24 protein-coding genes are annotated in these 26,350 nt (G+C 42.6%); 15 read left to right on the plus strand and 9 right to left on the minus strand.

Annotated elements, in window-relative coordinates; genetic code table 11:
* Positions 1 to 106: 106 nt before the first annotated feature.
* Positions 107 to 2,074, minus strand: a complete 1,968-nt coding sequence (locus tag V7L20_RS00210) for a sensor domain-containing protein (RefSeq protein ID WP_334742120.1) — start codon at positions 2,072 to 2,074, stop codon at positions 107 to 109.
* A gap of 250 nt (positions 2,075 to 2,324) precedes the next feature.
* On the minus strand, positions 2,325 to 2,522 hold the full coding sequence (locus V7L20_RS00215; protein ID WP_334742121.1) for a hypothetical protein: 198 nt from the start codon (positions 2,520 to 2,522) through the stop codon (positions 2,325 to 2,327).
* 126 nt (positions 2,523 to 2,648) lie between these two features.
* Between V7L20_RS00215 and V7L20_RS00220 the strand changes: the two genes are divergently transcribed.
* The 4 genes from V7L20_RS00220 to V7L20_RS00235 all read left to right on the plus strand — a co-directional run bounded on the left by V7L20_RS00220 (position 2,649) and on the right by V7L20_RS00235 (position 10,111).
* Complete coding sequence (locus V7L20_RS00220; protein WP_334742122.1) at positions 2,649 to 4,373, plus strand: ABC transporter ATP-binding protein; 1,725 nt, start codon at positions 2,649 to 2,651, stop codon at positions 4,371 to 4,373.
* Positions 4,374 to 4,548: 175 nt separating this feature from the next.
* On the plus strand, positions 4,549 to 5,094 hold the full coding sequence (locus V7L20_RS00225) for a PadR family transcriptional regulator (RefSeq protein WP_334742123.1): 546 nt from the start codon (positions 4,549 to 4,551) through the stop codon (positions 5,092 to 5,094).
* Positions 5,095 to 5,127: 33 nt separating this feature from the next.
* Complete coding sequence (locus V7L20_RS00230; RefSeq protein ID WP_334742124.1) at positions 5,128 to 8,592, plus strand: efflux RND transporter permease subunit; 3,465 nt, start codon at positions 5,128 to 5,130, stop codon at positions 8,590 to 8,592.
* Between the two features lie 157 nt (positions 8,593 to 8,749).
* On the plus strand, positions 8,750 to 10,111 hold the full coding sequence (locus V7L20_RS00235) for an efflux RND transporter periplasmic adaptor subunit (RefSeq protein WP_334742125.1): 1,362 nt from the start codon (positions 8,750 to 8,752) through the stop codon (positions 10,109 to 10,111).
* 128 nt (positions 10,112 to 10,239) lie between these two features.
* Here the strand turns inward: V7L20_RS00235 and V7L20_RS00240 are convergent, their stop codons facing one another.
* Positions 10,240 to 11,718 (minus strand): protein adenylyltransferase SelO, encoded by a 1,479-nt coding sequence (locus V7L20_RS00240; protein WP_334742126.1) that lies wholly within the window; start codon positions 11,716 to 11,718, stop codon positions 10,240 to 10,242.
* A 122-nt stretch (positions 11,719 to 11,840) separates the two neighbouring features.
* On the opposite strand from V7L20_RS00240, the gene V7L20_RS00245 reads away from it, so the two are divergent.
* Positions 11,841 to 12,518, plus strand: coding sequence for an SMI1/KNR4 family protein (locus V7L20_RS00245; protein ID WP_334742127.1), 678 nt, complete (start codon positions 11,841 to 11,843; stop codon positions 12,516 to 12,518).
* A 321-nt stretch (positions 12,519 to 12,839) separates the two neighbouring features.
* Here V7L20_RS00245 and V7L20_RS00250 read toward each other — a convergent pair whose 3' ends face one another.
* From V7L20_RS00250 to V7L20_RS00260, 3 genes are all read right to left on the minus strand, one after another.
* Positions 12,840 to 14,909, minus strand: coding sequence for a cytochrome-c peroxidase (locus tag V7L20_RS00250; protein WP_334742128.1), 2,070 nt, complete (start codon positions 14,907 to 14,909; stop codon positions 12,840 to 12,842).
* A gap of 940 nt (positions 14,910 to 15,849) precedes the next feature.
* The gene (locus V7L20_RS00255; protein WP_334742129.1) at positions 15,850 to 16,425 is read right to left on the minus strand and encodes a GNAT family N-acetyltransferase; all 576 of its coding nucleotides are present in this window, start codon (positions 16,423 to 16,425) and stop codon (positions 15,850 to 15,852) included.
* Between the two features lie 56 nt (positions 16,426 to 16,481).
* A complete protein-coding gene (locus tag V7L20_RS00260) occupies positions 16,482 to 16,667 on the minus strand; it encodes a hypothetical protein (protein WP_334742130.1) in 186 nt (61 codons plus the stop codon).
* Between the two features lie 97 nt (positions 16,668 to 16,764).
* Between V7L20_RS00260 and bioB the strand changes: the two genes are divergently transcribed.
* Entirely contained in the window at positions 16,765 to 17,772 is a 1,008-nt protein-coding gene (bioB, locus tag V7L20_RS00265; protein WP_334742131.1) for a biotin synthase BioB, read from the plus strand.
* A 125-nt stretch (positions 17,773 to 17,897) separates the two neighbouring features.
* On the opposite strand, the gene V7L20_RS00270 is transcribed toward bioB, so the two are convergent.
* Both V7L20_RS00270 and petL read right to left on the minus strand, forming a co-directional pair.
* Complete coding sequence (locus V7L20_RS00270; protein WP_334742132.1) at positions 17,898 to 18,104, minus strand: MarR family winged helix-turn-helix transcriptional regulator; 207 nt, start codon at positions 18,102 to 18,104, stop codon at positions 17,898 to 17,900.
* A 188-nt stretch (positions 18,105 to 18,292) separates the two neighbouring features.
* A complete protein-coding gene (gene petL / locus V7L20_RS00275; RefSeq protein ID WP_109007553.1) occupies positions 18,293 to 18,388 on the minus strand; it encodes a cytochrome b6-f complex subunit PetL in 96 nt (31 codons plus the stop codon).
* Between the two features lie 158 nt (positions 18,389 to 18,546).
* Here petL and aroB point away from each other — a divergent pair, with 158 nt between their 5' ends.
* Positions 18,547 to 19,659 carry a 3-dehydroquinate synthase gene (gene aroB / locus V7L20_RS00280; protein WP_334742133.1) on the plus strand — a complete coding sequence of 371 codons (1,113 nt, stop codon included), beginning with the start codon at positions 18,547 to 18,549 and terminating at the stop codon, positions 19,657 to 19,659.
* A gap of 108 nt (positions 19,660 to 19,767) precedes the next feature.
* On the plus strand, positions 19,768 to 20,346 hold the full coding sequence (locus V7L20_RS00285) for a Uma2 family endonuclease (RefSeq protein ID WP_334742134.1): 579 nt from the start codon (positions 19,768 to 19,770) through the stop codon (positions 20,344 to 20,346).
* A 103-nt stretch (positions 20,347 to 20,449) separates the two neighbouring features.
* On the opposite strand, the gene V7L20_RS00290 is transcribed toward V7L20_RS00285, so the two are convergent.
* Positions 20,450 to 20,764 (minus strand): S-layer protein, encoded by a 315-nt coding sequence (locus V7L20_RS00290; protein ID WP_334742135.1) that lies wholly within the window; start codon positions 20,762 to 20,764, stop codon positions 20,450 to 20,452.
* Positions 20,765 to 21,336: 572 nt separating this feature from the next.
* On the opposite strand from V7L20_RS00290, the gene V7L20_RS00295 reads away from it, so the two are divergent.
* From V7L20_RS00295 to V7L20_RS00325, 7 genes are all read left to right on the plus strand, one after another.
* A complete protein-coding gene (locus tag V7L20_RS00295) occupies positions 21,337 to 21,567 on the plus strand; it encodes a hypothetical protein (RefSeq protein WP_334742136.1) in 231 nt (76 codons plus the stop codon).
* 200 nt (positions 21,568 to 21,767) lie between these two features.
* Positions 21,768 to 22,136, plus strand: coding sequence for a 2Fe-2S iron-sulfur cluster-binding protein (locus tag V7L20_RS00300; RefSeq protein ID WP_334742137.1), 369 nt, complete (start codon positions 21,768 to 21,770; stop codon positions 22,134 to 22,136).
* A 202-nt stretch (positions 22,137 to 22,338) separates the two neighbouring features.
* The gene (locus tag V7L20_RS00305; RefSeq protein ID WP_334742262.1) at positions 22,339 to 22,908 is read left to right on the plus strand and encodes a thermonuclease family protein; all 570 of its coding nucleotides are present in this window, start codon (positions 22,339 to 22,341) and stop codon (positions 22,906 to 22,908) included.
* A 65-nt stretch (positions 22,909 to 22,973) separates the two neighbouring features.
* The gene (locus tag V7L20_RS00310; protein ID WP_334742138.1) at positions 22,974 to 23,216 is read left to right on the plus strand and encodes a hypothetical protein; all 243 of its coding nucleotides are present in this window, start codon (positions 22,974 to 22,976) and stop codon (positions 23,214 to 23,216) included.
* 45 nt (positions 23,217 to 23,261) lie between these two features.
* Positions 23,262 to 24,068, plus strand: a complete 807-nt coding sequence (locus V7L20_RS00315) for an inositol monophosphatase family protein (protein WP_334742139.1) — start codon at positions 23,262 to 23,264, stop codon at positions 24,066 to 24,068.
* Positions 24,069 to 24,148: 80 nt separating this feature from the next.
* Complete coding sequence (locus V7L20_RS00320; RefSeq protein ID WP_334742140.1) at positions 24,149 to 25,099, plus strand: J domain-containing protein; 951 nt, start codon at positions 24,149 to 24,151, stop codon at positions 25,097 to 25,099.
* The gene (locus tag V7L20_RS00325; protein ID WP_334742141.1) at positions 25,099 to 26,307 is read left to right on the plus strand and encodes an ATP phosphoribosyltransferase regulatory subunit; all 1,209 of its coding nucleotides are present in this window, start codon (positions 25,099 to 25,101) and stop codon (positions 26,305 to 26,307) included. Before V7L20_RS00320 ends, V7L20_RS00325 begins: the two co-directional genes overlap by 1 nt.
* The last annotated feature ends 43 nt before the right edge of the window (positions 26,308 to 26,350 follow it).

Consider the following 26,350-nt stretch of genomic DNA (forward strand, 5'->3'; position numbering starts at 1 on the left):
GAAGATCCCCCCAACCCTCCTTAAAAAGTGGGGCTTCCAAGCCTCTTTTACCCCCTTAAAAAAGGGGTCGCCGTAGGCGGGGGGATCTTAACCGAATAGTATTGCATCACCACTGAGGATTTGCCATAATTAATGCCGTTGCCTGAGAGCTATCTAATGGATGGGAGAAAAAATATCCCTGCCCATATTCACACTTCAACATTCTCAACAGTGCTAGTTGCTCTTCTGTCTCTACCCCTTCGGCGGTCACATCCAGACCTAATTTATGTGCCAATGTAATAATTGTCTCAACAATATCTAAATTTCCATCATCAATAATGCTCCCGCTAACAAAAGAGCGGTCTATCTTCAATTGATTAATTGGAAAGTGGTGGAGACGACCTAATGAGGAATAGCCTGTACCGAAGTCGTCAATTGCCAACTTAATTCCTAAATTTCTCAGTTGCTTTAGCCTGATAATGGCTCGATCATTGTTTTCCATAATTACGCCTTCTGTAATCTCCAGCGTCAAATTCGACGCGGGGATTCCGGTGTCTTGTAGAACTTTATTGATGTGCGGCAGCAAGTTTTCTTCACTGAACCTAGTAGTACAAAGATTGACACTAATGGTCAAGGGACACTCAGCCAGATCCCCACAGCTAGAGGAAAATTGTTCTTGCCATTGCTGTATCTGACTACATGCCTCATGCAAGACCCACTGCTCAATAAGGTTAATTAGCCCGGTTTCTTGGGCAGTTGACATGAAATACTCTGGCAAAACAATGCCGTGTTTTGGATGTAGCCAGCGCACAAGCACTTCAAAACCAGTTATCCTGCCGCGACTGAGTGACACTATCGGTTGATAATAAACCCGAAACTCTTGAAGCTCAACGGCTCGGCGCAGCTCGTTAACTAACTCCAAGTGTGCCATTGCTTGAATATGCATATCAGTGTTAAAAATCTTATAGCACGCCCTACCTTGTGCCTTAGCTCGGTACATTGCAATATCGGCGTCACGCAAGTAATCTTCTGGTTGTTCACAACCTGTTATGCTTAAAGCAATGCCAATACTCGCTGTAGTAGACACTTCGTGCCCGTCTAGAACCATTGGATGTGCCAGATTCTTTTGTATTCGCTCAACAACCGTTACCACTTCTAATACATCTCTAATTCCCACTAGCAAGATAATAAACTCGTCTCCTCCCAGTCGTGCAGCTATATCTATAGAACGCAAGCATTCTTGAAGCCTTTGAGCAACCGTAAGCAGTAATTGATCTCCAAATGTGTGTCCCAGGCTGTCATTGATCAGTTTGAAACGATCTAGGTCTAGAAACAAGACAGCAAATTGATAATCTGGATGCCGTTGGGAATAATTGACCGCATCTTTTAAGCGGTTCATAAATAAAGCGCGGTTTGGGAGTCCCGTTAGTACATCATGAAACGCCAAGTGCAGCAGTTGTGACTTGGCTTGTTTATGCTCTCTAATTTCACTCAGCAATTGCTGATTTGCTTTTGCCAGTTGCACTGTGCGTTTTGCTACTTGTTCTTTTGCTTGTTTAGCTTCAGTGATATTACGCAGCAACCAACGCCAGCTTATCAACTTTTCTTGTGAGTCATACACTGGAGATACCTTAATACTAGCAGGAAAGAGTGTACCCGAGCGTGGCTTTAGGTCAATTACGCAGTCTTTTATCTGCTGCGAATCATTTATCAAAGAGATAAACATCTGGCGGTCTTGTTGAGCAATAAACAGAACTAATGGTTTACCTACCAGATATTTTTGGTGCATACAGAGCATAGTTGCTGCTGCATAGTTAGCCTCTAGGATCTTCCCTACGGTATTAGTTACCAAGTAACCATCCGGCGCAAAATCGAATAATTCTTGGTAACGCTGGCGTTCTATCTCTGCTTTCATTCTTGCTAGCTCTAACTCCTCGGAGGTAGTCAATAGTTCTTCCACTGCCGTTTGGAGTTCATCGAAAGCCGCTATCATTAGCTCTTTTTCTGAGTTTGGTTGAGTTACAGTGCCCTGCCATACTCCTTTTACCCATGATCGCAATTTTTCTATCTGTTGGTTAAACTCATCTACATCCATATAGTTTAAGCTGCAAAACAATAAAGCATGGGTGTAAGTAATGGTCAAATATAAACGTAAGTATTATTAATAAAAACTAAAAACTTTATTATTAATAAAAACTAAAAAACTTTCCTCTATAAAAGGGTGTAGTTTTAATATCTACGTCCTGTGTTATTACTGAGGCTTGGATCTTTTTAACCTAGTTTAGGGGTTTAAGTTGCATAGCTTCTATCAAGCAGCGAGAATGGAAGCTAAATTTAAATCCCCGTTACAAAATGTAATTGCGTAAAGCCTGCGGCATAGCTGCGCTAGCGTAGCATAAAGCCTTCTCTTCTCCTATCAAAGACGCTGCGCGAACGAGGGCAACGCCTTCGGCATAGCAACTCTTAGAGACGCTACACCTAGCTTGCTTCCCCGCAGAGGTACGTTTAGAGCGAGTCTTCTCCCAAGGGCGAACGAGCACCATTGCCTAAAGCCTGCGGCATAGCTGCGCTTAGAGCGTAGCGAGGCGTTCGCTTTAGTGAACTGTTCAGAAACTCACCAAAAACTGCTAGCGTCAAACAAAGGAAAATATCATTGTGGACTTTCAAGCTTGAAAACCCGTTCTAATTACTGGCAACTACTGCCTTATATCCGACTCCAGTGGCGAACCATCACTAAGGGGATTATTGGTATTTTGGGATATGTGCTGGCAACATTAGTGTTGATCAATCTTGCCGGTAAATTGGCAACTCCCTTTGCACAAGGTAATGTAGTAGCGATCGCTCAAATAACTGGTAGCTGTGCCTTAGTATTTCTTGTTAGAGGCTTATTTCAGTCTATACAAGATATGTACATGGCGAAAGCTTCTTTGAAAGTTGCTTTTCATCTCCGTCAGCAAGTCTACACACATCTGCAAAAGTTAAATCTCAGCTATTTTGAAACCGCAAAAGCAGGTGATTTATCTTACCGCCTCACAGAAGATGTTGACCGCGTTGGCGAAGTGGTAAATAAAGTATTTCACGACTTTATCCCCTGCATTTTGCAGTTGCTAGCAATTCCGGTTTACATGATTTACCTCAATTGGCAACTGACATTAGCAACTGTGATAGTTGCACCACTGATGGGTATTTTAGTTGGCTGGTTTGGTGAACGCTTGGGCAAATATTCCTTAAAAAGTCAAAATCGCGTTTCGGGTTTATCAGCTATCCTCGCAGAAGTTTTCAACGGTATTCGTTTGGTACAGGCTTTTGCAGCCGAAAATTACGAAATTGCCCGCTTTGGCCATGAAGCAGAACGCAGTCTCAAAGCCAAATACTCAGCCGAACGCCTGAAAGCGATTCAAATTCCCATTGTCGGATTTCTGGAAGCTTTAAGTGCGTTATCGTTACTGATTGTGGGAGCGTGGCAAATTTCCCAAGGTAACTTGACAGTGGCGAGTTTTTTCAGTTATCTGGCGGCAGCAGCGTTATTAATTGATCCAATTGGTCATACTACTAATAATTACAACGAATTTAAGCAGGGTGAAGCATCTGTTGACCGCGTTTTTGAATTGATGGCAATTCAGCCGACGGTGATAGAAAAAGCAAATGCGATCGCTCTACTCCCAGTCAAAGGCAAAGTAGAATATCGTCATATTTCCTTCGGTTATAAACCGGGTGAACCTGTATTAAAAGATATCAGTTTATTAATATCACCAGGTGAAGCGATCGCTCTTGTGGGTGCTTCTGGTGCTGGTAAAACCACATTCGTCAATCTTCTCCCCCGTTTTTACGACCCCGAAATTGGTCAAATATTAATTGATGGTACTGATATTCGAGATGTAAAGCTGCATAGTCTACGGCGACAAATTGGGATTGTTCCTCAAGAAACCATCATGTTTTCCGGGACAATTGCCCAAAATATCGCCTTTGGACAAGACGTTTTTGACATAGAAGCAGTTAAAGAGGCAGCAAAAATTGCTAATGCCCATAAGTTTATTAGCCAACTACCAGAGGGTTATCGGACTTGGGTGGGTGAACGTGGGGTAAACATATCAGGTGGACAAAGACAAAGAATTGCGATCGCTCGTGCTGTTCTGCTTAATCCCCAAATCTTGATTCTTGATGAAGCGACATCAGCATTAGATTCTGAGTCGGAAGCATTGGTACAGGAAGCGCTGGAAAGACTGATGGAAAAACGGACGGTGTTTATTATTGCTCACCGTTTATCAACAGTTAGGAGGTGCGATCGCATTTTAGTTTTCGAACAGGGTCAAATTGTTGAATCGGGAACCCATGAAGAATTATTAGTGCTAGAGCGTCGCTATGCGCGATTTTATGCCCAGCACTTTAGTTAGTCAAACCTCCCCTGCCTCCCCTGCCTCAAGAGCTTATCCGAACGGTATTGACAGGTAACTTATACGGCTTCGCCTTTACGGTATCACAGAGAATTCTGACAATTGAACCTTAAGTACTTGGCTAAAAAGGCTCAATTTGATATTGTTAATCGACATATCAAATTGATATATCAAAATGCTAAAGTTGGCAGTGTTAGGTTTATTACAGCGAGAGCCATTAAATGGTTATCGGCTTAAACAGCAACTAGAGATGTTTATGAGTTGCAGTATTTGTGTCAACTATGGCGCAATCTATCCTCTTCTGAAGCGCATGGAAGAACAAGGTGAAGCGATGCTATGTGCAGAACAAGGAGAAGAAAGTGGACAGTGTGGAAAGGTATATGAGATTACATCCCTCGGCAAAACCACTTGGTATCAAGAGATGTTGGCATATCCTCATGAAAGCTGGGTTAATGCGCGATCGCGATTCTTTATCAAATTTTTTTTCTTTAGTTATTTATTACCCAAAGAACGAATCCAGTTAATCGAACATCGATTGATGTTATGTCAGTTACGCCTTGCAGAGAAAAAAGCACTTGAAGTTACTGATGATTTATATCAAGTGAAAGTGCAAAAGCGGGGAGTTGAAGTGATCAAATCAGAAATTGAGTGGCTAGTTGAGCAACTCCAAACAGAACAACTTCAATTAGCCCAAAGGCCAACCTCAATAAAACTGCTTTAACACAAAAAAACTTTTGAAGTATCCTAACTAACTATGTGGATCGTCAAAATTGCTTTACGTCTTCCGTATACATTCGCGATCGCTGCCTTGATGATTGTGATCTTGGGTGTAGTAACGATATTTGGCACAGCGGTTGACATTTTTCCGGCAATCAACATTCCGGTTGTCAGTATAGTTTGGACTTATACTGGTACCACATCTGAGGAAATGGCACAGCGAATCGTAACGATTAGCGAACGCTCCATGACAACAACTGTTGGTGACATCGAACACATTGAGTCTCAATCTTTAAATGGTGTTAGTGTTGTCAAGGTTTTCTTCCAACCAAGTGTCAATATAGCCTCAGCAGTTGCTCAAATCACCTCTGTCAGCCAAACAATTCTTCGTCCTTTGCCACCGGGGATCACGCCGCCATTCATTATTCAATACAACGCTTCTAGCGTGCCGATTATCCAGATGAGCGTCAGCAGCAAAAATTTGCCGGAACAAGCGCTCAACGACTATGCTACTAACTTTGTCCGCACCCAGTTAGCAACAGTGCAAGGGGCGAGTGTACCTTTGCCGTATGGTGGTAAAGCTCGGCAAATTATGGTTGATATCGATCCCCAAGCGATGTTGGCTAAAGGCGTTTCTGCCCAAGACGTGACTAACGCTGTCAGCGCCCAAAACCTAGTCTTGCCCGCAGGCAATATGAAGATAGGCGCTCGCGACTTTGCTGTACAAATCAACAATAGTCCAGATATAGTGGCAGCCCTCAACGATTTGCCAATTAAGCAAGTTAATGGAAATGTGACTTACATTCGCGATGTGGCGCAGGTAAGGGATGGCTTTGCCGTGCAAACGAACATAGTACGTGAAAATGGTAAGCGATCAAGCTTACTGAGTATTCTTAAGAGTGGCAATGCCTCAACAATTGATGTGATTGATCGGGTAAAAAAAGCTTTGCCTCGCATCCAATCCACTTTACCCCCAGGACTGAATTTAGCCTTTTTGTTTGATCAATCTATATTTGTTGAAGCTTCGATTCAAGGCGTTCTTAAAGAAGGATTGATTGCCGCGTGTCTCACCGCGCTGATGATTCTGGTTTTCCTGGGAAGTTGGCGCAGCACTATAATTGTAGCCGTATCGATTCCCCTTTCGATGCTGGTTTCGATTATTGTGATGAGTCGTTTGGGACAAACTTTCAACATTATGACTTTAGGTGGTTTGTCCTTAGCTGTCGGTATTCTCGTAGATGATGCCACAGTAGAAATTGAAAATATCCATCGAAATCTCGGACAAGGTAAACCAATTAAGCGAGCAATCTTGGATGGAGCGCAGCAAATCGCAACTCCAGCATTTGTCGCAACATTATGTATTTGTATTGTCTTTGTACCGGTGGTGTTTTTGAGTGGAGTGGCAAAGTACCTGTTTGTCCCCCTAGCGATGGCGGTAGTATTTGCCATGCTTGCTTCCTATCTGCTATCTCGGACTGTAGTACCGACGATGGCAAATTATTTCTTACCACAGGAAGCGGATTGGCATAGAGAAAGCGAGGATCATAATGGTCATAGCGACAACCATCATATAGATTCGCCAGTTCAAAACAATAATGGTCGCGACAACCATCATACTGATTCGCTAGTCCAAAACAATAATGGTCATGGCGATCGCCACACCCATTCACCAGTCGAAATCCATGATAATCGCGACAACCACCACACCCATTCACCAGTCCAAAACAATAATGGTCATGACAACCACCAAACCACAGCGACTGCACAAAAAACGCAATCTGTCAAGAAAGATTGGATATGGCGGCTACACGAAAAGTTTAACCGACAATTTGAGAAACTTCGCAGTTGGTACTACGATGTCCTGACCTCAGCATTAAATCACCGCCGCATAGTTTTTGTGCTGTTTGGTGCTTTTATAGTCAGTGCAGGAGTTTTGTTACCATTCGTCGGTCAAGATTTTTTCCCGGAAGTCGATGGTGGTCAGTTTAGCCTCCATGTTCGAGCCTTACCTGGTACTCGTTTGGAAGAGACAGAAAGAATTGTCAGCCAAGTCGAAGGCGTTATCCGCCAGACTGTACCTCAAGAAAATCTCTCGAAGATTTTGGATAACATCGGCTTACCCAATAGCGGTATTAACCTTACATACGGCTACAACGGTGCGACAATTGGGCCGGCTGATGCTGATATTCTGGTGTCCCTAAAAAAATCTGGTTCAACTTTTTCTTACGTTAAGCAACTCCGCCAGAAATTGAAAGCGACATTTCCCAATTACACCTTCTTTTTTGAACCAGCTGATATTGTGACTCAAATTCTGAATTTCGGTTTGCCTGCTGCTGTTGACGTGCAAATATCTGGCCCTCTGCAAAACTCAAAGGCCAACTTTAAAATTGCCAAAGAAATCGAAGCAAAGATGACGCGCATTCCTGGTGCTGTAGATGTACACATGCAGCAAGTTGTCGATGCTCCAGAGTTACGTCTTGATGTAGATCGCACCGAGGCTCAACAACTGGGTATGACTCAGCGTGATGTTGCCAATAGCGTTCTTACTTCCTTAAGTTCAAGCGGTCAAGCCGCAATTAACCAATGGCTCGATCCCAAAAAAGGCGTAAGTTACACTCTTGCTGTACAAGTTCCCCAGTACAAAATTGACTCTATTGACAGCCTGAAAAATACGCCAGTTGGCAACGGTCAAACTGCACCCCAACTTTTAGGTAATTTGGCTAGTGTCAAACGCGACACAGTAATGCAAGTTGTAAATCACTACAACATTCAGCCAGTTTTCGATATCTACGCTAACTCCTACGATCGCGATCTGGGGGGAGTTGCCCGCGATGTAGATCGAATCATCGCTGATTATAAGAAAAAATTGCCTCATGGTAGTCAAATTAATGTCCGTGGGCAAGTGCAAACGATGAACTCTTCGTTCCTGGGACTTGGTTTCGGACTTGTGTTTGCAATTGTACTGGTTTACTGCTTAATGGTAGTGAACTTCCAATCTTGGCTCGATCCCTTGATTATTATGATGGCACTGCCAAGCGCTTTAGCTGGTATTGTCTGGATGCTGTTTGTCACCCGCACCACCTTTAGCGTCCCTTCGTTAATGGGTGCAATTATGAGTATAGGTGTAGCGACATCAAACAGTATTCTACTGATCACTTTTGCTAATGACCAGCGTCAAGAAGGGCAAAATGCCTATAATGCAGCCCAGGCGGCAGGTCACACACGCTTGCGTCCTGTGTTGATGACTGCCTTAGCCATGCTCATTGGTATGGTGCCAATGTCTCTCGGTCTTGGTGAAGGTGGCGAGCAGAATGCGCCTTTGGGTCGCGCTGTGATTGGCGGCTTGTCAGCTGCAACAGTTGCAACTCTCGTCTTTGTACCTGTTGTATACAGCATATTACGGCGTCAACAACCTCGTCCTATTGATGAGGATGATGACGATTTAAATTTCTCAGATCCACAGACTGCATACTCCTTGTCATCATCCCAAAGTAAGTCATAAGCAATTTCATTGTTCAAAATTGCCAAAGCCAATGAGGGTAATGACTCTAGCTGCCGAATTCATGCAAATTATACTAATTTTCTAAAATTCGGCAACAGATTCAAACCCTCAAACCCAGATTGAATCTGACTTTCTCAATTACGAATGAGTATTACCTATGGATTCTCAGCCTCCTGCATCTCCTGATTCTCAACAACAAACGACTTCTAGAAAAAGACGCGGCATCGGTCGAATTGGTTGGGCTGTAATTGGTGCTGTTTTTTTTGGTAGCCTACTAGCCATAGGTATTCTGCCTCGGTTAAGCCAAAGGTCAGAATTACAAGCAGCAGTTAAAGAAGCAAGCACCGTACCCTCAGTTAACGTTATCACTCCCCGTCGCGCTGCTGCTACTACCAATTTGGAACTACCTGGCAGTGTTGTACCCCTTAACCAAACGACCATCTACGCTCGCAGTACTGGGTATTTGCGGCGGTGGTACGCAGACATTGGCGATCGCGTCCAAGCTGGTCAGTTGTTAGCCGAGATTGATTCACCAGACATAGATCAGCAAGTTTTGCAAGCGAAGGCAGAGTTAGCACAAGCACAAGCCAACGTGCTTCAAAGTCGTGCTAGTTTAGCTAAAGGTGTTTCTGATTTGAAGCAAGCCCGCGCTAATCTATTGATAGCACGTCAGACCTGGCAGCGCTGGAGTGTTCTTGTTAAGCAAGGTGCAGTGCCTCAACAAGATGCAGATACAAAATATGCTACATATCAGGCAAATCTTGCCAGCGTTGAGGCAGCACAAAACACTGTCAATTCTGACTCTGCCAACGTCAAAGCAGCACAAGCTAACGCCTATGCAAGTCTTGCAAACTTCCAGCGTAATACCGTATTGCAGTCTTACAAAAAAGTTACTGCTCCTTTCTCAGGAGTGATTACTGCACGTAACGTAAATACAGGTGTTTTGATTTCAGCAGGTAGTGGCAACAGCAATACTAGTAGTACCACCAATACCAGCAACACCAACACTAGCAATACTAGCCTTTATACTATTGCTGCTTATGACAAGTTAGATGTGAATGTGAATGTCCCACAGAGTTTATCACCGTCACTTCAGACTGGTCAAACAGCACAAATTACAGTCAGAGAGTTACCACAACGAGTGTTTACAGGTAAAGTAGTGCGTACTAGCAACGCTATAGATCCAAATACTCGCACTTTGCTGACACAATTAGAAGTGCAGAATTCCGATGCGACGCTGCGACCTGGGATGTATGCCACTGTCAAATTTGCGATTAACCGTGCTAATACTCCCTTTGTTGTGCCAGATAGTGCCTTAGTCGTTAACGCCGGAGGTACGCAGGTTGCCACTGTAACCCAAGACCAAACAGTGCATTATCAAAAAGTTGCTGTTGGGCGAGATTATGGTACTGAAGTAGAAATTACATCAGGACTGACAGGAAATGAATCGCTGATTGCTACTCCTACAGTTGATGAGACTGAGGGTTTGCGCGTGCAACCAGTTGCACAAACAAAGTAGACTCAATGAAAAACTCCATCCTGCAAGTGGCGTGGAGTTTTTGGGCATTGGAATTGAAAAGAGGCACAGGGGCAAGGGAGCAGGAAAGACAGGTGAATAACCAATGCCCCATGCTCAATGCCCCGCTATTATCTTCTAGACTGGATTGCCTTGATTAAGTCATAAAAAAGTTGCCAATTATCTTCCTGAGCAATTGGTTCCCAAATAGATTCAATTACAGGTCTTAATAATGCTGTTTTGGGATTATGAACAGCTAGAGTTTGGGCAATTACATCAATGCGTAGGCGTAGTCCGTCGTAGACATCGCTCTCCAAATCATTCAAAATTTTATGGTACAGTATGCACCAATCATCAAAAACTCCTGACGCACCTGGTACTGGCACAATATCTGAATTATTTAACACAAAACCTGGATCATCTCGCCATTTCGATGAAAAAGTCCGAGCCATCTCATAAAAAAACTGGTGATAACCAACTTGGCTATCTTTCAAAAATTCAATCGTTAGATTCAACAGTATTCCAGCTTCTGGATGTGGCAAATCCTCAAAACCTAACTTTTTCAACATCAAAGAACTGTATTCAGCTTGATAATACTCATCAAACATTGCTAATCCAGCTTCCATTTCGCCTTTATCAATAATTGCCTTTAAAGGTTCCTGGAGCATTTGTAAATTCAACTGGCAAATACTTGGTTGATTACCGTAACAATAGCGTCCATAATAGTCAAAATATGCAGCTATAAAGGATGGGTTATAAGTTGGGATAAACGCATAAGGGCCATAGTCAAAACTCTCTCCCGTAATCGACATATTGTCAGTATTAAGGACTGCATGACAAAAGCCAGCCGCCATCCACTGGGCTACTAGTTCTGCAACTCGTTTCACTAATTCGGCGTAAAACAAGGCATATTTATTTTGTTCAGCACTTAAGTGTCGATAATACTGCTCAATTACGTGGTCTAATAACTTCTTAGTTAAATCTGGACGCTGGAAATAATGCAGTCGCTCAAAAGTGCCAAACCGAATATGAGAACTGCTCATTCTAATCATCACACATGAGCGAGTAGGCGAAGGTTCATCGCCCCGCCAAAGGGGTAAACCTGTTTCAATCAAGCTCAGACAGCGCGAGGTACGTACACCCAATTGGTGTAGTGCTTCTGCAGCCAGAACTTCCCGCACTCCACCTTTGAGCGTCAGCATACCATCGCCACCACGGGAGTAAGGCGTTCTTCCAGAACCTTTCGTGCCAAAATCGTACAATTCGCCATCAGTGGTGCGTACTTGCCCGTAGAGGAAGCCTCTACCATCACCTAACTGTCTGTTATATTCACCAAATTGATAACCGTGGTAACGTAGTGCCAACAAGGGTTTACGCCCCTGAAATTTGCCAAAAGCTGTGATAAAATCATCATCTTTGACTAGTTGGGGGTCTAAACCCAAGCGGGGTAGTAGTGCATCATTACGCCAACGCAGGAGGTGTTGAGGAAATTTTTCTGCTGCAACCTCATCATAGTAGTCATCGCCTAAAGATTCCAAGGCGCTTTCGTAGTTGAGGGAGAGAAAAGGATTGCTAGAATTTTTGTAGTTTGGAGTTTCAGCCAGAGTCATTACGAGCAAAACTTAATTCATTCTTCCCTTAATACTACCTCTGGCTTCAGCATCAGCACAGACGCAAAAAGCGACCCATATCTAAAATATGGCAGCGCCCCCATCAAAATCTAGAGCGCATAATGAATAAAGTTTTAGAATTAAAGAAAAACTTAACTCAATTAGCTATTTTAGACGCTACATTTGAGGTTTTTGGCTCAGAATCACACCAATATCAATTCAAACCTTGCTTGAGTAACAAAGATATTCAAGTGTTTGAATCTAGATATAATATTACACTACCAAGTGAATATCGAAACTTTCTCTTAGAAATTGGTAATGGTGGTGCTGGCCCAGGATACGGCTTATCTGGACTATCGGGAATTAAATCTGAAGATATCATCTCAGAAAAACTATACCCTGAGAACTACGAAATTCTTTCTAAACCATTTCCTTTTACAAAAGCATGGAATGATTTGGATTTAATTGTCAAAAATAATACAGATTTGGTTACCAACAATGATGACTACTTCGACAATAAATTTATTCAGGGTACTCTTACCATTACAAATTATGGTTGTGGAATTTATGCGATGTTAGTCGTTACTGGAGAGCAGTCAGGAAAAATCTGGATAGATGATCGTACTAATGATAATGGAATATATCCTGCTTGTTTGAGTTTTTGCCATGCTTTTCATGACATCAACCCTGATGATTCTTATCCAAATAGCAATGAGGAGCACCCTTTAAGTTTTTATAATTGGTATGAAGACTGGCTCAACCGAAGTTTGGAACAAATCCGTCAGTCTTCTGAAATTTAACATTAATTAAATAAAATTGATTTTCTAAAACTTGAAGCTGACTATTGCAGAGGTATAAACCAAGTAATTAATGCTGGTTCAATTTCTGGCGTTGCTGATTCCACGGATGAAAATGATTTTGCATAATACCAAAATTTTTGTAGAGACGTAGCAGTGCTACGTTTCTACATCCGAATTCATACTTAAATTCAGCAACGCCCAATTTCTGTTAGTAAATTAGCATCAGTTTGTAAGTATGCAATGATCAGGGGGACAAGGAAGTAATTTTTTTCGCTTATCTCCCCCTGCTCTAACACCTGAGCGACTAACTCAAATTGCTAGTTAGTTCAGGAAATTTGGAGTACCTTTACCACCATTCTTACCTACAGCAGGAATTTCTAGTAGGTTATCGGCAGCTTTGCCAGTACCATCATTGACAACATACATAGAGTTACCGAAATGTCCATTGGGAACGAACAGTTGCGGGTGGTCAAAGGGCGCTTTCTCAGAGACGACTCGCTCATCAGTGAGTCCTTTGAGGAAAGCCACCAAGTCAGCTTTTTCAGTTTCGCTTAATCCTAATGGGCGAAGAACCCCTTGCTGGCGGAAATCTCCACCACGATTATAGAAGTCCACTACTTGCGGCAAAGTCAAATAGCCACCATTGTGGAAGTAAGGAGCTGTCAGTTCAATGTTGCGTAGTCCAGGAACCTTAAACTGTCCGTCTGCAACTACTGTGTCATTGGGGCTAACTGTAACATTGGGGCTTGAACCCAGAAGTAGTGGGAATTTCCCTAAAGCAGCTACCCCTGACTCCGAAAGTGGATTACCAAATGGGTCTTGACCACCAAGACTGATGTCTTCTAGGGTGGGTCTAACACCAATATTGAAGAAACCTCTGTCTGAGACGGTTCTGGGAGTAGTAGTAGTGGCTCTGAGTCTTTGGTTCTTGACGTTGCTAATCGAGGCGCTGGTGAGTTCTAACCCACTATGGCAGAAGATGCAGGCAGCTTTGCCCTCGAATAGTTGTTTGCCTCGTTGCTGCTGCACGGTGAGGGCGGTAATATTTCCTTCTAAGAAGCGATCGTAGGGCGTATCATTGGCAATGAGTGTAGACTCGTACAACTGAATTGCCAGCCCAAAGAATAGCGAAAAGTTATAATCCAACAGCGTGAACTCATCAGTTTCGGAAGAGTTATCAGGGCTGTTGACAAAAGTCCGTTTACCTTGAGTATCTATTTGGATGAGTTGATTAGAGTTCCACCACTCTGGCTTAAAGGCATCTTGAATCAGCTGCTCGTAAGTTTCCTTCAGTCCAGGCTGAGGATAACTACTGTCTGCACCTAAAACGCTGTCTTGTGGATGCACAACCTGTTTACCTAGTGGTGTAAGTCCAGATAACTTTTGCCCTAGTAATCGAGGGAGCTTTGTACCCCCAATTGACAGAATATTTTCCAGCGAACCCAGCGAGTTGTTGACAACTATAAATTTGCTCAGGTCAATTTGACCAAACTTATTACCAATTTCTTGAAAAGTACGGCCATCAGCAGACGACTCAAAGGAACTCAGTGGCGGGCCGACCGCTTGGGAAGCCAAAGACGAATTATTCAGGCTGACTTTGACAAATTTAAGCTGATTTGGGTTTTCTGCTTTCACTACAGAGGTGTTAGGGTCTCTTAAACCGAAAGGATTCACCCCATTAAAGATATCCTGTGCCCTTCCATCCCAGAAGTTGCGAAAGTTTAATGCTGCATTAATTACGGTTGGCGTATTACGCGGCTGGACGCGGCGCACATTGATACCTCCCACTTGAAACACTGGATCTGGCTCACTTGTATCTAAGTCTTTTGAACTACCAGGTATAACACCAAGAAACTTTGTATTGGCGACTCCCTGAGAAGAGCTAACATCATTACTGTCAGATACCACAGTCGTAGAATCATTTGGATTTGACAGCTTGTGAAAGGGAAAATCTGCTTTTGTTAACTGGTAGTTTGGCCCGGCGCCTGTATTAAAAATTGTATCTGGATTCTGTGTACGATCAGCGTTAATCCGCAAAAGCCCAGGAGCAATCTGATTTATGGATCTATTGTCGGCTCCAGCATGGAAGTGACAACTAGCACAGGCAGTCACTCCGTCGCTCCCAACTTGTATATCCCAAAAGAGAGTTTTTCCTAACTTGATTGCAGCTGCTTTGTTTTTTACAAAGTCTCCAAGATTGTCAGGTTCTGGAACCGATACGCTCTTGAGCGAAACTGGAGGCGACCCCGTAACCTGCGCGGATACACTATTTCCAGCAATTACTGCTAGCATAATAATGGCAGCAATTGTTATAGTCTTAGAAAATCTTGATTCTAATCGGTTAAGCTTGCCAAACCTAAGTTTCCACCATTGGCACTTTATTTTTGTCACCAAGGATTTGAGCAAAATTCGACTTCTTGAGGTCAGTAGGAAGTAAATTAATAAGCTAGTAATAAAGGCTACTAAGCTTATTATAAGTATAATTTTCATGAGTTTTGTAATCAAATAATACCGAAACAAGCAGTAGTTGCTCCCACAACGGTTACGCGATCCAAAGCAAGTAAACTTTAATTAATGCTCGTCAAGCAAGTACCTACATAATTTACATTGGGCATATAAGTTTTATGCAGAACCAACTAATTGTTTATAAAAGTTTATAAAAATTCTTATTTGATAATTTTACAGCGTAGTGTCTGTTGAGTTTTCAGTTTCATTTCATAAATTTTTTGCAGACACACGTAATATTTACAAAGGTTCACTAACTACGCTACAGCCAATGTTTTCTCCGTAACCCAAAAATGAGGACGGGTCGCACTATGACTGGGGTCATTGTATTCATTCTAATTTTTTGTACGCACTCAAAATTTTTAAGTGCCTAGAATGACGATTTTCATTCAAATTAGATTAATAAAACTGCGCGTGTTTTCAGAGATTATTTATAAAGTAAATACGTAGCATAATTCGTGTTATCACTCCATATTGCCATTAGGATCTAGTTTTTCAAAGAACAACGAATCTTCGCGCCAGATTTCCCACCAACACACCACTCATCACTCCAATAGCGTCTACATCAGCAGGACTTTCGGAGGTAGAATTAACTGAGATCATACCGTTATACCGTTGTGTTTTTCTACTATAATTTGCTGGGCGATCGCTAATCCAAATCCAGTACCTTTACCAAGTTATTTAGTAGTAAAAAGGTGGTCAAAGATACGTGCTTTAACTTATTTAAGCATTCCCTCACATTATTTTTGATACGAATGACTACATTCACCAATAGTTATAGCAAGTAAGGAAAATATATTATATTAAAAATTATACTCAGTCGCCTTTAAAATTTAGGTGGTTGCCAATTAGGATTGATGAGACTTGTCATAATATGATCTTCCCATTGCCCATTAATTAACAAATAATCTCTAGCATATCCTTCAATGACAAAACCGAGTCTTTTGAGTACGTTGCCACTGCGCCGATTGTGAGGCATATAATTTGCCATGACTCGGTGAAAATTTAACTCTTGAAAAAGATATTGAATGGCGGCTTTTAGCCCTTCTGTCATATATCCTTTACCTTGTTTACTTTCAGCAAGGCTATATCCTACATAGCAAAAATGAGCGGCTCCTCTGACAAAATTACTAAAATTTACAATTCCAATAATTACAGTTGGGTTTTTTTTAGTAAAAATAAATAGCTTTAAAGATTGCCCATTAATAAATTCCAAAAAATTGTTCTCTATCTGATACTGCCAATACTCTTGGGTGAAAAACCCATCAACCCAAAGAGGGTAATATGGAGTGAGATAGGTTTTGTTATAAATGAAGTATTTCAGAATTTCGGGTATATCTTCATGGATAGCCACTCGTAAGAATAGGCGATCGCTTGTAATTAGTGGCAGTTCGGATATCATAAATTACTTAATTAACGGCATCTCTTCTTAAAACATTCTCTAGATTTTAAATTCTCTCATACCCACGGTTTAGCAGCAGCCAGGGCAAATAGAATTGCACGCCAGTTGGATTGCCCAATGCTGAATTTATGAGTATTTTTACTGGTAATCTGCCATTCAACCAAAATCTTGATAAGCTGATGTCTAATATCTAGAGCGGAAGGATTGAGAGCCAATGGGTGATAAAGCACAGTAAGCGGCATAACTTCGAGAAAATCGCTTTGCCCAAATGCTGTACTGCAGGAAATTCAACCAAAAGACAGCTCAAGATTTAACCCAGTCTACAAGAAGGATAGTGATGTGGTGGGAATACGCTACGATTGGCAGGAATTAGAGATTCGGGCGATATACAACACGCCATTGCTAGAGCTTATTTATCAAGCTGCTAGCGTGCATCGCCAATATCATGACCCAACAAAAATACAAGTTTGTAAGCTTATATCTATTAAAACGGGAGGTTGCCCAGAAGATTGCAGCTACTGTGCCCAATCTTCCCGCTATAAAACAGAGGTAAAACCGGAAGCACTCCTAGAAAAGAAAACGGTAGTTAACATCGCCAAGAAAGCGAAAGAAACTGGTGTTAGTCGCATCTGCATGGGTGCTGCTTGGCGCGAAGTACGGGATAACTCACAATTTGAGGAAGTCCTGGAAATGGTCAAGGATGTAACCGCAATGGGTTTGGAAGTGTGTTGCACTCTAGGTATGTTGACAGCAAATCAGGCTAGGAAATTGGAACAAGCGGGACTTTACGCCTATAACCATAACTTAGATACCTCGCAGGAATATTACAGCACAATTATTACCACGAGGACATATAGCGATCGCTTGAACACAATTGAAAATGTCCGTCAGACAAATGTTACTGTCTGTTCCGGCGGTATCCTTGGTTTGGGCGAAACTGTCGATGACCGTGTTGGGATGTTACAAACTCTGGCAAACTTACATCCGCATCCAGAGTCCGTACCAATTAATATTCTTTCACAAGTACCAGGCACACCCTTAGAAAATCAGCCTGATGTTCCCATTTGGGATATTGTGCGGATGATTGCCACAGCCAGGATTTTAATGCCAGCTTCCGATGTGCGTCTTAGTGCTGGTAGGGCTAGACTTTCTCAAGTTGAACAAGCTTTCTGTTTTATGGCAGGAGCCAATTCTATCTTTTCCAGCGACGACAACAAGATGTTGACAGTGACAACTCCTTGTCCAGATTACGATAGTGACCGAGAAATGCTGAATTTACTTGGTTTGGCAATGCGTCCGCCTTCCCAAAGACAAGAAAAGATAGCAAGTCCGGCTGTTGTGGGATAAATATTGGATTTGGTGCAAAACATTTAGTCGAGGATTCAGATCCAGACTAAATGTTTTTCGTTCTGCCTTCTGCCTTGTTCAACAAGGTTACCACTATTCTCCTTCAAATGAAGCTAAGAGCTTTCTTAACAGCGCAATAAGTAAAATTCCCGCTCTGACTGCTTCAAAACACTGAGGATGCGATGCTGATTGGCAACATGAGCCTCTACGGCTTTCTCAATTAAGTTGAAACCTTCTTGCGTCAATGTGATTAAAGTGCCGCGCCGCTCGCTCGGATCAGAAATTCGTTTTACTAACCCAGCTTGCTCAAGTTGGTCAATGCGATGGGTCATTGTGCCCGATGAAACCAAATTCAACCGTTGTTCATGGTGATATTTTCGTGGCTATTACTGGGCGATGAACCATCAAAACGATCAATTATGGCTGCCATTGCCGAAGCGTAACTTGTTGTAAATTGAGGGACAGGCAGAATGCCCGTCCTTCAAAAGTCATAGGTTAATAGGTTGGATCTGTCTCTCGGTTAAATTATTTTGGCAGTCCGCAGACCAAACAGCAGACCTACAGCCAAACCAAAGAACAAAGCTAAAAAGCCGATGTAAGCTGCAATCGCAAACATTTATTTTTCTCCACAATACTTCCTAAATCTATTGAATCATTAGTTGTTGGGTATTGGGCATTGGGCATTGGTTATTCCCCTTATCCCCTCATTACCCCCACTCCCACTGCCAGATTGCGATAGAATACAGCCCACGGGCGCTTGTTAGGGGTTGGGCAATGACTTCTGTAATTAATGTAAATTTACCTGAGCAGTCTTATGAGATTGTGATACCTGCGGTAAGCTACGCTAACGCATCTTCAAGTTTAGATCAACTAGGTCAACATATGGCCAGTCTCAAGCTAGGCAAGAAGGTACTGCTGGTTTCTAATCCGACGATCTTAAAGCATTTTGGGGAAAGAGCGATCGCATCCCTAACATCTGCTGGATTTGAAGTTGCTAGCTGCACCCTACCACCTGGGGAACGCTACAAAACGCTTAATTCCATCCAAAAACTTTACGATATCGCCTTAGAAAACCGCCTAGAACGTTCTTCTACAATGGTGGCTTTGGGCGGAGGTGTTATTGGCGATATGACTGGATTTGCAGCCGCAACTTGGCTGCGGGGCATTAATGTTGTCCAAGTTCCTACCACTCTCTTAGCGATGGTGGATTCGGCAATTGGTGGCAAAACTGGCGTGAATCATCCTCATGGCAAAAACTTGATTGGGGCATTCCATCAACCGCGCTTGGTTTTGATTGACCCACAAGTATTGAAAACTCTACCTATGCGTGAGTTTCGCGCCGGAATGGCAGAAGTTATTAAATATGGTGTAATTTGGGATGCCGAATTGTTTGCCCAATTGGAAGCAAGTAAACGTCTCGACCAACTCCGCTATGTAAAACCTGAACTGATACACACCATATTAATGCGTTCTTGTCAAGCTAAAGCTGATGTTGTTAGCAAAGATGAGAAAGAAGGCGGATTGCGGGCGATTCTCAACTATGGACATACCATCGGTCATGCAGTGGAAAGTTTGACTGGTTATCGTCTAGTAAATCACGGTGAAGCGGTGGCTATTGGTATGGTAGCAGCCGGTCAAATTGCTGTGGAATTGGGAATGTGGCAAAAGGAAGACACGGAACGTCAAAATGCTTTAATTCAAAAAACAGGTTTACCCATTAAGTTACCATCTGGGGTAGATATTGAAGCAATTATTGAGGCGTTGCAGTTAGATAAGAAAGTCAAAGCGGGGAAAGTACGGTTTGTTTTACCAACAGAGATTGGTGTAGTAACAGTTACTGATGAAGTGCGATCAGATATTATTCGGCAAGTATTGCAGGGAATGTGAACAATTTGAAAAATAATTCAGGAGTCAAAATTCAGGAGTCAAAATCAAAATTAGTTGCTCTGTTCTTCAATTACGAATTACGAATTACGAATTACTAATTAATGAATCATGATACTCCAAGCCAAAAATCAATTAACTTTGCAAGAGTTCCTAAATCTTCCACCAGGTGAGGGAGATATAACTTATGAGCTTTTTGATGGTCAAGCAATTCCTAAAATGTCACCAAAGTTTTTTCACGCAAAACTTACCCGTGTCCTTCTGAATTTGATTGAGCAATCGTGTGAGGGAAAAGGAGAAGTTTGCCCGGAATGGGCTGTTGCATTAACCCGTCGGGGACAAGATTGGATGCCAATTCCTGATATTTTGTACATTTCTTATGAACGTTTACCCGCCAACTGGGATGAAAACGAAGCTTGTCCTGTTCCTCCTGATTTAGTGATTGAGATTATTTCCCCAGGACAAACCTTTGGACAAATGGCAGCTAAAGCCAAAGACTATTTAGATGTGAAGGTGTTGCGGGTATGGGTATTAGATAGTAAAGCCAGAAGTATTACTGTTTTTTATCCAGATGCAGCACCACAAACTTATATGGGAGAAGAATTACTCAAAGATTCTTTATTTATAGGATTGGAATTTACTGTTGAGCAGGTGTTTCAAAAGGCGAAAATACCATTAGATACCGAATAGTAAACTTTTTACATTTACCACAATTTTCTTCATCTCAATATCCATCAAAATTTCAATCAGCAGCTTTTGCTACTCAAACTTTTATATTTTTAGTCAGCAACACCTATTTTTGAAACTGCGGTTCTTTCTGCGGTTGCTGCTGGCTATTAGTTGGTTGCAATTTTTGAAATAAAGCTGGTGGCGTAGCTTTGCGGAAAGCACCGCAGTAGTGCATAGTCATAACCGCCTTGAAAGCCCAATGGTCTGATGGCACGTCACTAAAGGGATTCGGTAAAGTTTCTGCTTGATTCTGAACACAAGCATTCAAAACTTGATTCGATTTTACTGAAGTGTCGGTAGTAGGTTCTTGAGATTTAACAGGGGTAACAAAGCTAGTAATAGCTAGCACCACGGCTGTTGTCAGAAGTTTGCAGTTCATAATTTGAGTTTTCTAGGGATGAAAGTCTACCCTATGTTAGTTCCCAGGCTGCTGCCCAGGAACTAGAATCAACTTGCTGAAATTAAGCGTTAGAAAACATGGTAAGCATTACTAATAGAACAACTAATCCACTGATCCAAAGAGCTAACGATCCCCAACTAACTGAATCTTTTTGTACTTTTTGCCAGAAATTGGTAACTAAGTTATTCCGAATTGCCATTTTATAACCTCCAATTTTTATTAAACTTGCCAGAGATTAATCAACAGAGATTTAAATTAATTCATGCAGTGAGTGCCAATACATGGGTCTCAACCCATTACTGAAATCTAAAAAACGAACAAAAATTTACAAAAAAAAATTTTTTGATGCTTAACTTGATTGTCCCATACGTAACTGTTTACACTGAACAATTTGGTGATTTTGAGAGAATTCTTAACGTTTTCTTAATCAGGTATAAAAGTGAGTGTTTTAAATTCCCAAACTACTTAAGTATTGACTTTGTTTCGCTTTTACTCGTGATTTATCTAAACTTAAAAATAGACACATTTAACAGTGAAATGGCAGGAAAACAATGGTGCAACAAATAAGACATGATAAACCGCAATATATCTGTATCATCCCAGTTGAGAGAATTACTGCCAATCAAGACGAAGAAATCATGAGCTTTGGTGCATCAGCCGACGATGCAAAAAAACAAGGTGAGGAATTGTTAGCATCTATCTATGGTTGTAATCAATCACAAGTTTTGGAATTAATCCAGCAAGCACGAATTGAACTAATAGCTCAGTGGTGTGCCCCTTAAGAGCGCAGAGCCATATAAAATCAAGGTGGTTGAGCCATTAAAAATTACTACTCGCGCTGAACGTGAACAGGCGATGTCTACAACGGTCACTGAGCGCAGTCGAAGTGCGGGCTATGCCTACGCATGAGGTAGTAAACGCACTGAAATGGAAAAACTAATATAGAGAATCTAAAAGTTCCAATTCCAAAACGCAAATCCAGATGTCCCGTACATACACAATTAGAGTTCGCGATCGCGCCACTGGCAAAACCCACGCCTTACAAGTCCCAGAAGACCGCTACATCCTGCACTCTGGCGAAAAACAAGGGGTAGAACTGCCGTTTTCCTGCCGTAACGGGGCTTGCACCACTTGTGCGGTGAGAGTTTTATCGGGAGAAATTTACCAACCGGAGGCGATCGGATTGTCGCCACATTTACGTCAGCAAGGTTATGCCTTGTTGTGTGTGAGTTACCCCCGTTCTGACTTGGAGGTGGAGACACAAGACGAAGATGAAGTCTATGAACTCCAGTTTGGACGGTATTTTGCTAGGGGGAAAGTGAAAGCGGGTTTACCGTTAGATGAGGAATAAACAATTGAATAAGGCAGGAGGCAAGTGGTCGTTGAGTGCAGTCGAGGTGAGGCAGAAGGTAAGAGGTTTTGTTAATCAACCCCACCTGAGCGAGAGTCGATTGAAAAAGTGGGGGATTCAAACCCAAGCTACCTCTAGTTGTAGCACGAGGCAAAAGACATTATTCCTCCTGCTTCTTTTATTCAAAATCACTGATCGCGCAATGGCAACCATAGAAGAAGTTGCAATACTTATGCGTCTTGGTGATTGGGTACGAAAAATAGCGATTTTGGCTTGCTTATTGCTCTTGGTTAGTTGCCAAGGTAAAAACCAACTGCCAAAAAATGAGGCTCAGGTAAAAGTAGCGCGGATAGTTAGTGGGCAAAGTTTAGAAGTGGTAGGCATGGCTGAACAACCAAACTTAATTTCCCAAGTGCGATTAGTTGCTATTGATGCACCAGATTTGCGACAGCGACCTTGGGGGGAAGCAGCAAAAGAACAGTTAGAGAATCTAATTGGAGGTGCAGAACAATCGGTAACGCTGGAGTTTGATTTAGAAACAAAAGATAAAATCGGGCGAACTCTAGCTTATGTGTGGAAAAATAAGGTGTTGTTGAATGAGGAATTAGTGAAACAAGGGAATGCAATGTTTGTTGCGCGATCGCCTAACCACAAATATGACCAGCGTTTAGAACGTGCCCAACAATGGGCTAGACTCATGGGTCAAGGAATCTGGAACCCAGAAAAACCCATGCACCTCACTCCCGCCGAGTTTCGCCGTCAAAATCTTTGAAGAATGGGGAGCAAGGGAGCAGGGGAGACAAGAGGACAAAAAGACAAGGTAACAAAAGTTAGAACTTGCAACAAGTTTTTCCCCTTGTCCCCAATGCCCAATACTTCGACTCCCTTCCCTACGGGACGCTACGTGTTAAGCGTAGCTATGCCGCAGGCTTTACCACTAAGCTCAGAGCAAGTCGCAGTTCGACTACGCTCACCGTAAACTCAGTACAAGTGCCCAATACTTCGGCTCCGCTCAGTACAAGTGCCCAATACTTCGGCAACTCTTGGAGACGCTACGTGTTAGCGGAGCTTTCGCTTTAGCGATACGCTCAGTACAAGTGCTCAATGCCCAATGCCCAATACCCAATGACTAATCTACAAATTTTTCTAGATATTGCTACTGAAGCTGCCTTAGCTGCTGGTGTGGTTTTGCAAGGTTATTTAGGTAAATTAGAAGACGCAATTATTGAAAAAGGTCGCCCTGGCGATTTAGTCACTGCTGCTGATAAAGCCTCAGAAGAGGTGATTTTAGAAATTTTGCGTCGCCACTTTCCCGATCACTCTATCCTTGCTGAAGAATCAGGGAAATTAGGTAATCAAGAGAATGAATACCTTTGGGCAATAGATCCCCTAGATGGCACAACCAACTATGCTCATCAATACCCATTTTTTGCTGTTTCTATTGGACTGTTAATTAATGGCGTTTCGCAAATTGGTGTAATTTATGACCCTTTCCATAATGAGCTATTCCGTGCTGCTGCTGGCTTAGGAGCAACCCGTAACCGTCGCCCGATTAAGGTTTCGGTAACATCGGAACTGAATAAAAGCTTACTAGTGACAGGATTTGCTTATGATCGCCGCGAAACCTCTGATAACAACTACGCAGAATTTAATCATCTGACTCATCTAACTCAAGGAGTCAGACGTAGCGGTTCCGCATCGCTAGATTTGGCTTATGTCGCCTGTGGACGTGTCGATGGCTACTGGGAACGAGGACTTTCTCCTTGGGATATTGCCGCCGGGATAATTTTGTTACAAGAGGCTGGGGGTAAAGTCACCGCCTACGATGGTACTCCCGTCAAAATTGAGTCAGGTAGAATTCTCGCCACAAATGGTTATATTCACGGCTCCCTCAGTAACGAACTTTTACAAGTTCCACCACTGTCAGCATAGGTTTAGCAGGTGGGAGCTTTCCCTGCGACTTTGGGTAAACTAAAAAGAATCTAATTGCTGCTTTGGTGCAAAACCTCTATATGTCTTTCAAAATAGATCGTGGACTATTTAAATATGATTTCATAGATCATCACGCAGTTTTGTGCGTTCCAGTGGATGCGGATGTCAAAGAAATTCGGAAACGCTATCTCAAAATCGCCCGCCGTTTGCACCCGGACAGTAGTTTTACTGAAAGTGCTAGTCAAAAAGAGCTAGGGAACGAATTTTTATCAAAGCTAGTTAACCCAGCTTACGAAAAACTGTGTGGCGATCGCACTCGCACGGAATATATTTTAATTTTGTCGCAAATTGGCAAGCGCCTGATACAAGAATCGACTTCGGTGACTCTCAACACCGAATTAGCTAGACAGTTAGCCCAAACGCCTAATCTTGATCATTTCTATAGAAGTGCGATCGCTAAAATCGGCGAAACCCAATATGATTCTTTAGAGCAAGCGCTGCAAGTCATTGCCCAAGTTAGTGAGTTGAATTTAGTGTATTTAATGCGGAGTGCAAGCAAACCATCCGCAGCGCTGCGGTCACCTGCTCAACCCAAAGTCGAATCAGGTACGCCTCAGTCAAATACACCAAAAACTACACCACCCCCGCCAACAAAAGAAGACTTGATTGTAGAACAGTATGTTCGCCGCGCTCAATCTTTGATTGACAAAAACCAATTCGCCCAAGCCAAAGTAGAGTTGCAAGAGGCTCTAAAGCTAGAACCTAAAAATAGTCGGTGTCATAGCTTAATTGCAATGGTGTATTTGAAGCAAAATCAGCTAAAAATGGCAAAAATCCACTTCGACAATGCTCTCAAATTAGACCCCAATGACGAAGCGGCTCTGCAATGGAAACCTAAAATCGATAAAGCTCTAGGACAACAACCTAGTGATCATAAGGTGACTTCATCCGCCAATAATGGAGATAAGCAACCAGATAAATCTGGTAGTGGTGGTTTGTTCGGTGGTTTGTTTGGTGGGAAGAAAAAATAATGGTGTATCAACCAGCAGCAGGAGCCAGGGATTTATTGCCCTTGGATGTGGAAAAAAAACGCTGGATTGAAGATAGATTACAGCAGGTGTTTCACCGTTGGGGATATCACAGGATTATCACCTCGACTTTAGAGCGGATGGATACTCTGATGGCGGGGGAAGCAATCCAGCGCCAGATGGTGATTCAACTACAAAATGGCGAAGATGATGAATTAGGGTTACGTCCAGAATTAACAGCATCCATTGCTCGCACGGTTGTCACTCGTATGGCAAATGCAACCTATCCGCAACGGTTGTACTATAACGCTAATGTGTTTCGCCGCACTTGGGATAGGCATAATCGCCAGCAAGAGTTTTATCAAGCTGGAGTGGAATTATTAGGTACTGGTGGATTGTTGGCGAATGCGGAAGTATTACTTTTAGTAGCAGATTGTTTAGCAGCACTAGGGTTGCGAGAATGGCATTTAATTTTAGGTGAAGCGGGAATTACCCGATCGCTCCTGAGTGCCTTTCCTGCTAATTTACAGGATAAAGTTCGCAGTGCGATCGCTCATCTTGACCGCATTACCATAGATACTTTACCCCTAAGTGATAAACTACGCGATCGCGCCCGAACCATGCTGGATTTGCGTGGGCCCAGCGCAGACGTGTTGCAAAAAGTTAGTAGTTTGGATTTAGACGAAGAACAGCGAGAGGCAGTAAATAACCTCAAATCCCTAGTAGAATTACTCGAATCAGAGAAAAAATTTCCCTTAATCCTCGACCTTAGCCTCATCCAGACCATAGATTACTACACAGGTATCGTCTTTGAAGTTGTCAACGATACCGAATCCCAAGCCAGAGTTTTAGGGCGCGGTGGTCGCTACGACCAGCTTTTGGGGCTATATCATCCCCAAGGAGAAAACATTCCCGGTATTGGTTTTGGATTAAGTATTGAAGATTTATACCAAGTTCTGTTGTCTACTCAGCAATTACCACAAGTCACTCCAGCCAGTGACTGGTTGGTAGTACCAGAGACGGCTAGTGCTAACGCCTTTGCCTTTGCCTACGCGCAAAAACTGAGAGATTCTACTGATTTGGTGCGGGTAGAAATTGATTTAGGGGGAAGGGATGCAGACGCTATTCGCCAATATGCAAGCGATCGCGGCATTGCCCAAATTGCTTGGATGAAAGCTGATGGCTCCCCAGAAATTGAATCATTGCTTTAGTAGGAATTGGAAACTGGAAATTGGGCGGCATGGGGCATCGGTT

The sequence above is a fragment of the Nostoc sp. genome, assembly GCF_036916735.1.
Classification (GTDB): Bacteria; Cyanobacteriota; Cyanobacteriia; order Cyanobacteriales; family Nostocaceae; genus Nostoc.

What these genes read in the sequence shown, in the direction of transcription:
- V7L20_RS00210 (WP_334742120.1), bottom strand. Translation starts at nt 2,074, where the DNA reads ATGGATGTAGATGAGTTTAACCAACAGATAGAAAAATTGCGATCATGG.
- V7L20_RS00215 (WP_334742121.1), bottom strand. Translation starts at nt 2,522, where the DNA reads ATGGTGCTCGTTCGCCCTTGGGAGAAGACTCGCTCTAAACGTACCTCT.
- V7L20_RS00225 (WP_334742123.1), top strand. Translation starts at nt 4,549, where the DNA reads ATGCTAAAGTTGGCAGTGTTAGGTTTATTACAGCGAGAGCCATTAAAT.
- V7L20_RS00230 (WP_334742124.1), top strand. Translation starts at nt 5,128, where the DNA reads ATGTGGATCGTCAAAATTGCTTTACGTCTTCCGTATACATTCGCGATC.
- V7L20_RS00235 (WP_334742125.1), top strand. Translation starts at nt 8,750, where the DNA reads ATGGATTCTCAGCCTCCTGCATCTCCTGATTCTCAACAACAAACGACT.
- V7L20_RS00240 (WP_334742126.1), bottom strand. Translation starts at nt 11,718, where the DNA reads ATGACTCTGGCTGAAACTCCAAACTACAAAAATTCTAGCAATCCTTTT.
- V7L20_RS00245 (WP_334742127.1), top strand. Translation starts at nt 11,841, where the DNA reads ATGAATAAAGTTTTAGAATTAAAGAAAAACTTAACTCAATTAGCTATT.
- V7L20_RS00255 (WP_334742129.1), bottom strand. Translation starts at nt 16,425, where the DNA reads ATGATATCCGAACTGCCACTAATTACAAGCGATCGCCTATTCTTACGA.
- V7L20_RS00260 (WP_334742130.1), bottom strand. Translation starts at nt 16,667, where the DNA reads ATGCCGCTTACTGTGCTTTATCACCCATTGGCTCTCAATCCTTCCGCT.
- V7L20_RS00270 (WP_334742132.1), bottom strand. Translation starts at nt 18,104, where the DNA reads ATGACCCATCGCATTGACCAACTTGAGCAAGCTGGGTTAGTAAAACGA.
- petL (WP_109007553.1), bottom strand. Translation starts at nt 18,388, where the DNA reads ATGTTTGCGATTGCAGCTTACATCGGCTTTTTAGCTTTGTTCTTTGGT.
- aroB (WP_334742133.1), top strand. Translation starts at nt 18,547, where the DNA reads ATGACTTCTGTAATTAATGTAAATTTACCTGAGCAGTCTTATGAGATT.
- V7L20_RS00285 (WP_334742134.1), top strand. Translation starts at nt 19,768, where the DNA reads ATGATACTCCAAGCCAAAAATCAATTAACTTTGCAAGAGTTCCTAAAT.
- V7L20_RS00290 (WP_334742135.1), bottom strand. Translation starts at nt 20,764, where the DNA reads ATGAACTGCAAACTTCTGACAACAGCCGTGGTGCTAGCTATTACTAGC.
- V7L20_RS00295 (WP_334742136.1), top strand. Translation starts at nt 21,337, where the DNA reads ATGGTGCAACAAATAAGACATGATAAACCGCAATATATCTGTATCATC.
- V7L20_RS00300 (WP_334742137.1), top strand. Translation starts at nt 21,768, where the DNA reads ATGTCCCGTACATACACAATTAGAGTTCGCGATCGCGCCACTGGCAAA.
- V7L20_RS00305 (WP_334742262.1), top strand. Translation starts at nt 22,339, where the DNA reads ATGGCAACCATAGAAGAAGTTGCAATACTTATGCGTCTTGGTGATTGG.
- V7L20_RS00315 (WP_334742139.1), top strand. Translation starts at nt 23,262, where the DNA reads ATGACTAATCTACAAATTTTTCTAGATATTGCTACTGAAGCTGCCTTA.
- V7L20_RS00320 (WP_334742140.1), top strand. Translation starts at nt 24,149, where the DNA reads ATGTCTTTCAAAATAGATCGTGGACTATTTAAATATGATTTCATAGAT.
- V7L20_RS00325 (WP_334742141.1), top strand. Translation starts at nt 25,099, where the DNA reads ATGGTGTATCAACCAGCAGCAGGAGCCAGGGATTTATTGCCCTTGGAT.